This window comes from Bradyrhizobium pachyrhizi (assembly GCF_001189245.1).
Taxonomy (GTDB): Bacteria; Pseudomonadota; Alphaproteobacteria; order Rhizobiales; family Xanthobacteraceae; genus Bradyrhizobium; species Bradyrhizobium pachyrhizi.
The window spans coordinates 228,604-241,619 of record NZ_LFIQ01000105.1; the positions used below are offsets into that span (position 1 = coordinate 228,604).

Consider the following 13,016-nt stretch of genomic DNA (forward strand, 5'->3'; position numbering starts at 1 on the left):
GTCAAATTCCTTTGCTCAAAATGGCCCAGATACCGCCGCATGCGATGGCGACCCCGTAGGGCAGCGGTGCATGTCGCAAATGACGCCAGCGCTCGACCGCGTAGACCCGGCGCATCAGCGATGATCCGGCGGGCGCCAGCCTCGGTTGGGGCAAACGGCGCATCATCAGATGCACCGCGGCCAGAACGCCGCCGGCCAGCGCAGTTGCCGTCAACAGTTCAATCACGCCGGTCAGCGGCAGACCGATCGCCAAGGCAACCAGCAACTTGACGTCGCCACCGCCGATCGCTCCCCGCAGGTAAATCACGAAGAGCGCCAGGAACAGGATTGCGGCAACGATCAGCGACTGGCCGATCTGCATCGGACTGGCCAATTGGCCGACGATCCCAAGGAACGCCAGCGCCAGACAAATTTCGTTTCGGATCAACCGTGTCGCGATATCGATCGTTGCGACATATAACAACAATGCGATTTCCAGACACAGGGTCGTGGACGCAATCCAATTCATGAAATAATCGCCTTAGAAAAATGGCGGGGGGCACAAAATAATGCCCCCCTCCGGAGCGCCGTCCCTCTGGACTTAGGCGCTAACCGCGTTGGCAACCGCGGTGCCGATCGAAGTGAGCGAGGTGGTCAGAACACTGCCAATGCCACTCGCGGTACCCGTACCGAACGCTGCGGAAACCGCGGCGACGATACAGGCGGCGACGATCACGTACTCGAACGACACAACGCCGTCCTTGTCCGTGCGCAGACGCCTCAATACTTCTGTGACCTTGATGTATGACTGCAACATAGGAGAAAGCCTCCTTAAGGCTCGCGCACATCGCAATCCGGTTGACCGCTGTTGACAGAAGGAATCTGCCAACAGCATTCAACATCCGGAGTTAAGCGGAGACTGCGGTGGCGACCTTGCTGGCGATCGTGGTGATCGAGGCGTTCAGAACCGAGCCGATGCCGCTGGCGGTACCCGTACCGAACGCAGCAGAGACGGCGGCCACGATGCAAGCGGCGACGATCACGTACTCGAACGACACAACGCCGTCCTTGTCCGAGCGGAGACGCTTGAAGGCTTCGGTGGTCTGGATGTACAGCTTCAACATAGGAAAATATCCCTTTTACGATGAAATTTACGCGATACGTTGGCGGGGGGCAAAATCCGGGTGCCAACTAGGATTTTCTTATAATGCGTCGCGAGAAAGCTGTCGATTGGTAATCGTTTATTAACCCTACTGGCGTAGCCGCGCACACCTTCTCCTCGGCAAGGCGCCCCGACGATGACGCACGAAACCCCTTAAATTGTAGGACTTTCGACATTTCACACCATTTCAACTTCGCTGCTCCGTGCGAATACGGTGACGGCGTCGGACGTGACGCTGTCGCGACAACGACCTCGGAGGTGACGGTGTCACAATCCGGTTCCATTCCCCCCGATAGCCGTTTGCAGGATTGCTCGTTTCAGTAGCAGGTCCCGGAATCCCCTCCGAGCCGGCCGCAACTCTCCCCGTTGGATTGTCGCCACTGCGTGACCGCCAGCGGCGGCGGCTTGCTTCCGTCCGCCGGCGCGGCCGATAGCCTGCTGCGCTCCTCTTCGAGCAGCTGCGAATGAAGTTTCTGGATCTGGATGTTGCGCTCGAGCAGGGACATCGTTCTTGTCTGAACCTGCTCGGCCAGCGCCTTGCGCAGGGCGTTCTCCCGGTCGAGCAGTTCGGGAAACGGCAGCAGCGGACGTACGAGGTCGGTCGCCTTGATCACGCAGGACGCCCGTGCCACGGCTTGCGCGATCTGATCCGGAAACGCACTCCGGCATTCCGCGAGCGCGCCGCTCAGGTTGACCGTTGCCGCCGTCGGTGTCGGTACCGGTGTAGCCTCCGGTATCGTTGTCGCCGCTGGTGCCGGCTCTGTGGGCGCTGTTGCCGTCTCCGTTGTTGGCTCCGCTACCGGTCCCGCCTCCTTCTCGACGGCCTGGCGAGCGGCCCCGCAACAGGACAGCAGGATGCAGAACGAGAGAACGACCAGGCATCTCGCGCGCCTTGGCCAATACTCCCTGGCGCCCGCCTCGACCGGGCGCCCGATTGCGATAGCGATCACGGCAGGCCCCATCGTGAGGTCCCCACCCTGCCTCCTGCTGATCCGAACATCACATCGAGCAATGGGTCGATCGCGATGGTTCGTTAGCGATGCGTACGAGAGACTGGTTGAGTCGGCGCGACAGACGCGCCGCCGCGCGTCCACACCGGTCCGCTAGAATAAACCATCTGCGTAATGTGAAGACGCAAGGCTGTCCTTCCTCCGGCGAAATTGGTATCGACCAAAACTTGCATCTGCAAAAAAGTGGTATCTCGAAATATCGCGCCGACACGAAATGATGCCGCTACACTAGATTGATTTTAGATGTAGTTTTGTCGGTGATGCAACAGTCGGCTTGAGAGTAGCGGCGCGGCGCACCATTGCTTGGCGCCTACCGCGGCATTCGTCCGACGCCATCTATTCTGATACTGTGGAGATCAGGATCGGCGTCGCGCGCACGCGCTCGGACCGCCTATGCCACCGAATCGCCATGGCAGCCAGTTTTTCTGCGCTGGCGAATGCGCCGCCGGCGCGAAGGGCCGCATCCTTGTTCAACGACAACCGTGTTGTTTGCGTGGCCGGCCAGCCGCGCTGCTTTCGACCGTTATGTTATCAACAGGCGCACGATTCGCATGGGACCCGCGTTGGCGAAAATTTCCGCTTTTTCGCGGCCTAGCCCTTGCTCTAGGATCAGTCATTTCAATTCGGGCGCTTACCCACGATGCGCCCGTGGAATTTCAGAACCACAGCATACAGTGACTGATCCGGGCGTCATGGGGATTTGAGATGGCCGATCGCATTGCACTTTTCATCGATGGCGCGAATCTTCACACCACGGTCAAGAACCTCGGTTTTGAAATCGATTTCCGGCGACTGCTCTCGGAGTTCGGCAAGCATGGACAGATCGTCCGCGCCTACTTCTACACGGTCGTGAGAGACGACGACGAGTTCAGCAGCCTTCGGCCGCTGGTGGATTGGCTCGATTACAACGGATATGCGGTCAGGAGAAAGTTAGCCAAAACGCACGATGACGGCGAAGGGCGGCGGCGAATGAAGCGCAGCATCGGCATCGAGCTCGCGGTCGACGCATTGGAAATCGCGCACCGCATCGACCACGCGTACCTGTTCTCCGGCGATGGTGATTTGCGCGCCGTTGTCGAAGCCGTCAGGCGGGCTGGTGTCCGCGTGACGGTCGTTTCCAGCATCCGAACAAAGCCTCCCATGATCGCCGATGAGCTTCGCAGGCAAGCTGACGTCTTCCTCGAACTCGAAAGCCTCAGGGCATCGATCGAACGTCCAGCGCACCCGATCGCGCCCGAGTGAAATCGCGGGCGCCTCTTCCGGCGGGGAAGCAAAGCAGCTCTGCTTGTCCGTAAATCACCGAATTGCGCGAGTCGGGCGCTGACATCACTATCCCCCAAACAACGAAACGAAGGGTAACACCCACGTGGAGGTCGGTCGGCTGCCTGTTGCTGTTCTTGGCGGCGACGAGCGCTGCGATCGCCGAACCTTCCCGGTTCACCTGCGACACGCCGCGGGGCAAACGGATCGAGCTCGGCCCGTCAGGCAAAGGCGGTGACGCCCAGTGGATCGATGACGACCTCGATACGGTCCGGCCCGCCGTCGTGATCGATGGCGACACCTTCACGGTCACCTGGGGGACATCTGTCGCGGCAGAAGGCAAGGGAGGAGCCAAGCTCACGACCTACGTCTTTGCGGCCGCCCGCCGTACCGCCGCGTCGATCTTTGCGACCCGCACGGACGACACCACGGCCGAGATCTTCCGGTTCTATTTTGGCGACAGGTCGCTCTACAAACTAACGAGCCGACTGGGAGGCCCCTCCGCGGACACCAAGGCCGCGCCCTTCGTTGCAACCTACCTGGCGACCTGTCGCCAGGAGTAGCCGGCTGCCGCCAACCTTAAGACGGGCTTAACTGATCTTTCATGTTCCGGTCCCCGGTGTTGCGGCTCGGCACCAGTTCGCGCGATCACAGAACGCCATATAAATCACTGAATTTTAATAAAAATGTTTAGATTTCCGCTCACGGGGGACTGATGGCTCGGTCCGCCACTTAGGGCGCCTGTGTGGCTGAAATGTCATAGGTCGCGGAACTGTCCTTTGTTACCCTCCGGAGGATTCTACCTAATATTTTTGTGAGTAGGGGCTGAGATTATGAAGTCGGCATACACGGTAATTGCGTGCCTATGCTTGGCGGCAACGCCAGCATGTGCCGAGGTTTTTTCTATTAATGATGCTCTACGCCAGGCCATGCAGACCAACCCGGGTATCGGCGAGGCTTCGGCGAACCGGCGGGCGACGGAAAGCGAGCTGCGGCAAACCCAAAGCACACTGCTGCCGCAGGTGCGCATTGACGCCAGCTACGGCCCGGAAAAATTCGATCAATCGCCGGGCTTCATCACCCCGAACATTCAGGCAGCGCCGACCGTGGGGTCAGGCCCATGGCGCAATGGCAGCCAGGAATCAGTCGTGGTGCGCCAGCTGCTGTGGGACGGTTTTTCGTCGATCTATGACGTCTGGCGCCAGACCGCGCGGGTCAATGCCGCTGCCTCCCGCGTCAAGGAGAGAACCGAGCTGCTGGCCCTCGACGCCGCCGAAGGCTACATCGACGTCACGCGCTACATGCGGCTGGTCAGCCTTGCCCAGCAAAACGTCGCGAATCACGAGAAGATATTTTCGAACGTGAACTCCCGCTTCTCGGGCGGCCGGGCCGGCGAAGGCGATCTGGAGCAAGCCCGCGAGCGCGTCGAGGCCGCCCGTGCGGCACTTGCCGAATTCCAGCGCAGCTTGGATGACGCCAGGGCGAAGTACCGCAAGACGGTTGGCCTCGAGCCAATCAACGTTCGTTTCCCCGCCCCTCTCGCGGGATTGCCGCACAGCCGCGACGAAGCGCTGGCGACCACGCTCCGGTTCAATTCGACGATCGCGGCGGCACAATCCGACGCCGACGCCGCCAAGCACGCGTTCAAGGCCACCGACGGCACGTTCGGTCCGAAATTCTATCTCGAGGGACGGGCAACCCATTACGACAACTCCTACCCTTACGTGGCGGCCCCGGGAACTCCCGCCATCACGCATGAGGACTACAGTGGGAAGGTTGTCATGTCGTGGGACATCTTCCGCGGCGGCCAGGACGCGTGGAATCGGTCAGAGAAGGCCGAGCGCTACACCGAAGCCACCATGCGCCACGCTCGCCTGCAACGCGACGCCTATGAGTCGATCGACAAGGCGTGGAATGCCCGTACGATTACGGCCACGCGCATCGGTGCTCTGACCCGTGAGCTAGAAGCAGCCAGGAAGACCATCACGGCCTACCAGAAGGAATACGAACTCGGTCAGCGCTCCCTGATCGATCTCTTGAACGCGCAGAACCAGTTCTTCAACACGTCGGTCTCGCTCACCTCAGCCCGCGGCGTCGTGGTCTTCGCCGACTACCAGCTGCTGGCCGCGATGGGGACCCTGATCGAGTACCTGAAGGCTCCGCCGCCGGTCGATGCTGCGCCGACGGACATGCTTTCGATTGGCCTGCCCCGCTACTCGTTCCCGACCCTTCGCGTGAACCTCCCGCAAACCGGGTCCGAGCCGCTGCGCGTCGCCGTTCCGGCGCCTGTCGCCCGTCCTGCCAAGACCTATGCGGCAGCAGCCCAGCCGAAGGATGTTGGCTTTGCGGACCGCTTCACCGGTGCGACGACGACCGCAGCGGTGCCCGGTTCAGCGGAATGGATGCAGCAGCAAAAGACCGCTGCGGACGGCCCGAACGTCATTTACGCGGACCCTTCAGTCACGGCGAACGCGAGCTCCTATGCGTCGACCAAGCCCCACTGGCTGCTGTCGGCCTTCCCGAGTTCCGCTCGGTAGCGACCGCCAACAACCTCAGGACAGGACTGCCGGAAGGGCCCCAAGTCGGGGCCCTTTCGATTCCTTATTAATCGTTAAGATAAGTTTCGCTGAATTTGTTCGCTATTTGTTGTAGTCTGCCCGAAATCTAATGCGATTGCTGCATTTCCATTTTGCTTGTCGAGGTTTCAGTTGTTGTTTCGCACCCCCAGCGCGGCGGCCGACGCCGTCCGCCCCTCGCCGGATGACTCAACCTCAAAGCCTGCCGCGACAAACAGGCCACGTGCGCTGGGCGACGATCCCCTCACCGCGTCGTTGACTTATCTCGCCGCCCATCACGGCCGCGCCGTGAGCCGCGAAGCTCTCCTCGGCGGACTTCCGATCACGGACGGACGCTTGTCCGTTTCGCTCTACGACCGCGCGGCCAGACGCGCCGGTCTGGAGACCGAGGCCGTCAAGCGCGACATTTCAGACATTCCCGCGCTGGTCCTGCCGGCCGTCCTCGTCATGAAGAACGGCTCTGCGCTGATCCTTCTGGGTGTGGACCCGGCGAACAAGTCGACCAAGGTCGTTGATCCGGAGACGCCGAACAGCCCGCGCGTCGCCGACATCGCCTCGCTCGCCACGGACTATACCGGCTATGCGTTCCTGGTGAGAAGCGCGCCGCAGGCCGATGCGCGCGCCGTCGCCGCAGGCGACATCCCCAAGAGCCACTGGTTCTGGTCGGTGGTGAAGACGCATTGGCGCAGCTACGGGCACATCGCGGTCGCGGCCTTTCTGACCAACATCCTCGCGCTGGCGACACCGCTGTTCACGATGAGCGTCTATGACCGCGTCATCCCCAACGGAGCGATCCCCTCCCTGATTGCGCTCTCGATCGGCATGGGGCTCGGCATCGTGTTCGATTTCATCTTCCGCATGGTCCGCAGCCGCATGATCGACGTGACCGGCAAGACGATCGACGTTGTGCTGGCCGCAAACATCTTCGAGCACGTGATGTCGGTGAAGATGGCGCAGCGGCCGACTTCGGTTGGCATCCTGGCCAATCAGCTCCGCGACTTCGACTCGGTGCGCGAGTTCTTCACCTCCGGAAGCGTGGTTTCGGCGACCGACCTGCTGTTCGCCATTCTCTTCGTTGGGGTGCTGTTCCTCATCGCCGGACCGCTGGCCTGGATCCCGCTGATCATGCTGCCGCTGGTCATGCTGATCGGCTTCCTGCTGCAGCGCCCGCTCGATCGCGCCATCAAGCGGCTGCAGGCCGAATCCGCCGCACGGCACGGCGTGCTGGTCGAGTCGCTGTCCAGCCTCGAAACCGTCCGTGCGACCGGCGCCGAGGCCCGCATGCAGACCTTGTGGGAACGCTCGGTTGCCGCGACCGCCCGATCCGGCGAGGACGTTCACTTCTGGTCGTCGATGTCGCTGACGAGCGCGAGCACGGCCCAGCAGATCACGAGCCTGCTCCTCGTTATCGTCGGCATTTTCCTGATCCTCGACGGCAAGCTGAGCGTCGGCGCGCTGGTCGCCGCAAACATGCTCGCCGGCCGCGTTCTGGCGCCGATCGCCGGGATCGCCTCGGTGATCACCAAGGGAACGCAGACGATCACGGCGCTCAAGGCGATCGACCGCATCATGTCGATCGAGCGGGAACGCTCGCCGACCCGGTCCTATGTCGCAAGGCGAATCGAAGACGGTAAGGTCGCCTTCGAGAACGTGTCGTTCGCCTACCCCAACGCGCCGGGTAACGCGCTCGAAAAAGTCAGCTTCAAGATCGAGGGCGGAGAGAGGGTCGGCATCATCGGCAGGGTCGGCTCTGGCAAGACCACGGTCGGCAGGTTGCTGCTCGGATTTTACGAGCCGAAGGAAGGCCGCATCCTGGTCGATGGCGTCGACTCGCGCCAATACGATCCCTCCGACCTGCGCGCCGGCATCGGCTTTGCGATGCAGGATACCGACCTGTTCTTCGGCAAGCTGCGCGACAACATCGCCCTTGGCAAACCGGAAGCGACCGACGAGGAAGTCCTGCTTGCCGCGCGGCTTTCGGGCGTCGAAAGCTTCATCGCCGGCCACCCGATGGGGTATGACATGCCCATCTCGGAAGGCGGCCGCAGCCTGTCGGGCGGCCAGAAGCAGGCCATCGGACTCGCGCGCGTTCTGATCCGCAAGCCTCGCGTGCTCTTTCTCGACGAGCCGACGGCGCACTTCGATATTCGCAGCGAACAGGAGTTCCTTGAGCGGCTCAAGGGCCTCAATGATGATCGCATGACCATCATCATTTCGACCCATCGCCTGTCATTGCTGAACATGGTCGATCGCTTGCTGCTGTTCGACAATGGCCGCCTGGTTGCCGACGGCCCGCGCGACAAGGTGCTCGCTTTGCTCCAGGGCCGGCCGGCGTCCGCGGCCCCGTCGCCGGAGAATACGATTCAGCCGAAATCCGCATAACGAGCAAATACATTATGGCGTCTTCCGATTTCACATTTGCAAATGATATCCGGTCCGCGGCGCTGCTGCGCACGCCGCGCACCTCCCGCATGCTGTTGTGGACGTCGTGCGCGCTGCTTGCGACGTTCTTGATCTGGGCTCATTTTGCCGTACTGGACGAGGTCAAGCGCGGCAGCGGCCGCGTCGTGCCGTCGCGGCAGATGCAGGTGGTTCAATCGCTCGAAGGCGGGATCGTCGGCGACATCCTGATCCGGGAAGGCGACATCGTTCAGCAGGGCCAGTCCCTGATGCGGATCGATGATACGAAATTCGCTTCCGAGTTCGGCGAAATCCGCGAGCGCCGCGCGGCGATGGCGGCGCGGGTGGCGCGCCTCGACGCCGAGGCGCGCGGCCGAGCCGAGATCACCTTTCCGGACGATCTCGAAAAGATGGTTCCCGCCGCCGTCGCGACCGAGACCAGCGTGTTCAAGATGCGGGGGCAGAAGGTCGCGCAGGACATCGACGTCCTCAACCAGCAGGTCACTCGCCTCACCGGCTCCCTCAAGCTCCTCGAGCGCGAGCAGACCCTGACGCGCAGGCTGTATGAGCAGAAGGTCGTGCCCGAGATCGAGATGCTGCGACTTGATCGGCAGGCAACCGAGATGAAGGGACAGTTGGCCGAAGCGCAGTCGAAGATCGCGAACATCACCGCGTCGTTCCGTTCACAGGCCGACGAGGACCTGGCCAAATCGCGTGCCGACCTCGCCGTGCTCGACGAGAATATCAAGTCCGCCCAGGACCGGGTGCGCCGCACGGATCTGAGGGCGCCGGTCCACGGCATCGTCAACAAACTGAACATCAGTACCATCGGTGCTGTCGTACAGCCGGGCGCCAACCTGATGGACATCGTGCCACTGGACGACACGCTGTTGGTGGAAGGCCGGATTCGTCCGCAGGACATCGCGTTTATCCGTCCCGACCAGGACGCGGTTGTGAAGATCAGCGCCTATGATTCCTCGGTCTACGGATCGCTGAAGGGCAAGGTCGAACGCATCAGCGCCGACACCATCGTCGACGACAAGGCGGAAAAGACCGAACGCCAGGAGACCTTCTACCGGGTCATGGTGCGTACCGATAAGAACCACCTCGGCACCGAGCAGCGTCCGCTGCCGATCATTCCGGGCATGGTGACCACCGTCGAGGTCCTGACCGGCGAGAAATCCGTGCTGGACTACATCGTGAAGCCCGCCCGCCTGCTGCGTGACGAGGCCCTGCGCGAACGCTGATCGGGACCACGGATTCCGTGGTTAACCGATCGTAACCTCGGTTCGTTCAATTTCGAACGAACCGGCAAACCCCGGATTGACCGCCTTTTCGACATTCGAGGTGGCACCCCCCTCCACTTAACTCCGCTTAAGCGGCCAAAGCGCCAGTCTGCGTCCCGATAACAGCGGGGACGCAAATCGACGCAAAGACGTCGACGGTCCCCGACATTGGGGACGTCATATGAAGTCGCTGAAGTTTGCTTCGTCGGCGGTCATGGCCGCGGCTGCACTGACAATAGGTCTTTGCGCCACGCCTGCCGCGTTTGCCGCGGACGAGCTCTCTCTCGGAAAACCCGCCGGCGAGCTCGCGCCCGCTGCGGACGCCGCGTCGAACCGCCCGCCTGCCACCTTCTTCACCATCGCCGACGTCCTGGCCAAGCTCGACCGGCAGCGCGGCCGGGGTCCGAACGCCATTCGCACCGCCTCGCTCACGCCGCCAAATACCGCGACCGACGCGGTGCCCGCGGCAAAGCCGCTTCCGCCTGTCGGCGCCGAGCCGTTTGGCCTGTTCACCTTCCGCGCACCGGAAAACGGCCTGTGGCGCAAATGGCGCGGCCTCGAATCCGATCTCGCAAGAGAGCAGAGCGTTCTCGAGCAATGCCGGGAGAGCGCCGCCGGCTGCCCGTCGCAAGCCGCGCAATTCCTTCGCCTGATCGGCGCGGTCAAGTCCAAATCCGGACGCGACCGGCTGGATGAGGTCAACCGTGGCGTCAACCAGGCGATCCGCTATGTCAGCGACTTCGCCCAGCACGGCGAGGCCGACCGCTGGACTGCACCGCTCGCCACCTTCGCGACCGGCAAGGGCGACTGCGAGGACTATGCGATCGCAAAATACATCGCGCTCAGCGAAGCCGGCTTCCCGCGCGAGGATCTGCGCCTGGTGCTGGGCCGCGATCGCGCGATCCGCCAGGATCATGCCGTGCTGGCGGCGCGCCTGGACGGCCATTGGCTGATCCTGGACAGCCGCCGCTCCGAACTGATTGATGACGGCGAGCTCGGCAACTTCACACCGATGTTCGCGATCAACGACCGCGGCGTGCAGCTGTTTGCAGCCCCCTATGCCAAGCGCCTCCCGCTCGGCGACGAGCTCGACGCGGCGCCGGCGGCCGCCAATGCCGCGGAGACGGAATGGACGGGGGTGCAGTCGCTTGATGCAGCGAGCCCCCTCACCGGCTTCCTGCCCGTGCTGATGTGATTGCCAGCGAGTAGACGACAATTCAATCAAGAAAAATCCGCGGAGTAGTCTCCGCGGATTTCTGATTTTGCTGCGAGCCTGGCCTAGAAAATATGAACGTTCGCGGCCGCCGGCACGCCAGTGCTCAGATGTGCGAGATCCACCTTGTCGGAGCCAGTGCCATTCGCCGAGTACCAGAGCTCATGCGTCGTATTGTTGAAGAAGAATTTGTTCGTGCTTCCACTTTCGCTCCAGGCGCTGGCGTTGTTCTCGGTCCCGCCGGTGACTGCCGATGACGTGAACTGACCAGCCGTAAGGGCGTTTGAAACGCCCGTCGGAAGGCTCAGACCGGCCACATCGAGAAGCAGTGTATCACCGCTGTTGAAATCACTGATGATTTCGTGGGCGCTGAGATTGAGAACAAACTTGTCGTCCCCACCATTGCCAGTGAGCGTCTCGTTGGTTGGTCCGGCGACAATGACATCATTGCCGGCCGTGCCCAGAAGGGTCGTGGTGCCATTGATGTTGATATTGATGGTGCTCGACGCCGTGTCGCCGTCACCGTCAATCGTCGACACGTTGAAGCTCAGGTCCTCGGAGACGTTCGTGGTCGACGAAACTCCGACGCCAACCAAGTCGACCTTGCCGCTGCCTGTCACGTCCGTGAACTGGACAGCGTAGAGCTGCAGGCCGGCCGGCGCTGTGGGCGTCGACCATTCGGTGGCGACCGTGGTGTGGGTGGAAGGATCGAAATCACCGGATACCGATGTGATGGAGGCGGCGTGCACTCCGTCCCAATAAGTGACGACGTAATGGATTTCGTCTCCGCCCTTGTAGTTGGAGAACGTGTAGTTCGCGACCGATTCGTTTGCCGGCGGATGGAACGCCGCGTTGCCGACCGGACTGGCGATTGCGCCGCTCGTGAAATCGAACAGCAGCTTTTCATTGGGGTCGAAGTTATTGTTGTCGACGCCCCAACCGTTGGTTGATCCGTTCACACCGCCTTGGCTGCCGCCGGAGGTCGTTCCCGAAACAACCGCCAGTTGATCGGTGTTCGAAGAAAGAATCTGCTCTTCCGAAGGTCCCGATCCAAAGGCGGATGAACTGCCGACATTCTGGATCGTTGTCTCCGTGAATGGCTGAAGCAGTGTGAACAGGTAGTGACCGGTTGTGTCATCCAGATTCAGCGTGAAGATATTATTCGCTGCCGATGGGGCCGCACCGATATAGGCCGTCAAATTCTGTCCAAGTGCGTCGATGGAATAGTGCACGGCCTGGCCATTGAACGTCAGGCCGGCCGGCGCCGTGTTTCCAGTCAAGGTGAAGTCATATGCGCCAAAACCATCGGCGCCGGAGAACACGGGTAGGTTACCGAGCACGGACATCCCCGCGTAATCGGCAATGATTCCATGCTCGATCGTGCCGAAACTCGGGCCGTCGTCGAGGAAGCTGATATGGGTGCTGATGTCGGCGGTGGCCGTCACATGATCGCCATCGGCGTCCGTCAACGTCACCGTCGCGCCGATCTTGCCGGCCGTCATCGTCAGCAGATCGTTCGGACTGGCGGTGCTGTTGTGGTGGAGCGAGAGATAGTCCGCCACATAGAGTTGACCGGTGATCGGATCGATGGCGATCGCGAACGCCGTTTGGCCCGTCAGGCTGGGGTTGGCGGCATCGTTGCCCACAGTACCGATGATCCGGCCGCTGGCATCCAGCGACAGCGCGATCCCTGTGCCATCCGTCAACGTCAGGCCTGACGCAGCGCTGAGGACGCTCAACGCATAGGTCGTAGACCCCGCGCCGTCAGAGCCGAAGCTGCCTCCGGCCACCGTCAGGATGCTGCTCGCGCCCGTCGAGGCAAAGCTGAGCGCACCGTTGTCAAGTGACGCTGCCGACACATCGGTGTCGACGCCCTTGTTCGCGACCGTGCTGAACAGCGCGGCGACAGTGCTGGCGGCACCGTTGAACGTGATCGCAGTCGAGCCGAGCACGTCGCTCGCGCCGCCGGTGGTCTGCAGGCCGGGAGTCTCGTCCACGCCGATCGTAGCTGCGCTGACCGTCGCTGTCGGCGCCGTCGGGCCGCTGTCCTGGATTGTGAACACGCCGGTGCCGAGGTCGAGCGGCGTCGACACGCTGTCACCGTCGGCATCGACGATGGTCTGCACCACC

Annotated in this window: 11 protein-coding genes; 6 read left to right on the plus strand and 5 right to left on the minus strand. The window is 62.1% G+C overall.

Going from position 1 to position 13,016, the window contains the following annotated elements:
* Position 1 precedes the first annotated feature (1 nt).
* From AKL29_RS27150 to AKL29_RS27165, 4 genes are all read right to left on the minus strand, one after another.
* A complete protein-coding gene (locus AKL29_RS27150) occupies positions 2-508 on the minus strand; it encodes an A24 family peptidase (protein WP_050386272.1) in 507 nt (168 codons plus the stop codon).
* Positions 509-580: 72 nt separating this feature from the next.
* Entirely contained in the window at positions 581-796 is a 216-nt protein-coding gene (locus AKL29_RS27155) for a Flp family type IVb pilin (protein WP_050386273.1), read from the minus strand.
* 91 nt (positions 797-887) lie between these two features.
* Positions 888-1,103, minus strand: coding sequence for a Flp family type IVb pilin (locus AKL29_RS27160; RefSeq protein ID WP_028334082.1), 216 nt, complete (start codon positions 1,101-1,103; stop codon positions 888-890).
* 355 nt (positions 1,104-1,458) lie between these two features.
* Positions 1,459-1,755: a hypothetical protein gene (locus AKL29_RS27165; RefSeq protein ID WP_050386274.1), complete on the minus strand. Its 297-nt coding sequence runs from the start codon at positions 1,753-1,755 to the stop codon at positions 1,459-1,461.
* A gap of 1,101 nt (positions 1,756-2,856) precedes the next feature.
* On the opposite strand from AKL29_RS27165, the gene AKL29_RS27170 reads away from it, so the two are divergent.
* The 6 genes from AKL29_RS27170 (at position 2,857) to AKL29_RS27195 (ending at position 10,868) form a co-directional block, all read left to right on the plus strand.
* Entirely contained in the window at positions 2,857-3,393 is a 537-nt protein-coding gene (locus tag AKL29_RS27170) for a LabA-like NYN domain-containing protein (RefSeq protein WP_038377452.1), read from the plus strand.
* Between the two features lie 146 nt (positions 3,394-3,539).
* Positions 3,540-3,974 carry a hypothetical protein gene (locus AKL29_RS27175; protein ID WP_050386275.1) on the plus strand — a complete coding sequence of 145 codons (435 nt, stop codon included), beginning with the start codon at positions 3,540-3,542 and terminating at the stop codon, positions 3,972-3,974.
* A 270-nt stretch (positions 3,975-4,244) separates the two neighbouring features.
* A complete protein-coding gene (locus AKL29_RS27180; protein WP_050386276.1) occupies positions 4,245-5,948 on the plus strand; it encodes a TolC family outer membrane protein in 1,704 nt (567 codons plus the stop codon).
* Positions 5,949-6,215: 267 nt separating this feature from the next.
* Positions 6,216-8,369 (plus strand): type I secretion system permease/ATPase, encoded by a 2,154-nt coding sequence (locus AKL29_RS27185; protein WP_082190726.1) that lies wholly within the window; start codon positions 6,216-6,218, stop codon positions 8,367-8,369.
* Between the two features lie 14 nt (positions 8,370-8,383).
* Complete coding sequence (locus AKL29_RS27190) at positions 8,384-9,634, plus strand: HlyD family type I secretion periplasmic adaptor subunit (protein WP_050386277.1); 1,251 nt, start codon at positions 8,384-8,386, stop codon at positions 9,632-9,634.
* 220 nt (positions 9,635-9,854) lie between these two features.
* Positions 9,855-10,868, plus strand: a complete 1,014-nt coding sequence (locus tag AKL29_RS27195) for a transglutaminase-like cysteine peptidase (RefSeq protein ID WP_050386278.1) — start codon at positions 9,855-9,857, stop codon at positions 10,866-10,868.
* Positions 10,869-10,951: 83 nt separating this feature from the next.
* On the opposite strand, the gene AKL29_RS27200 is transcribed toward AKL29_RS27195, so the two are convergent.
* Positions 10,952-13,016, minus strand: a 2,065-nt coding sequence (locus AKL29_RS27200; protein ID WP_244482441.1) for a DUF5801 repeats-in-toxin domain-containing protein, incomplete at its 5' end; no start/stop codon positions are given.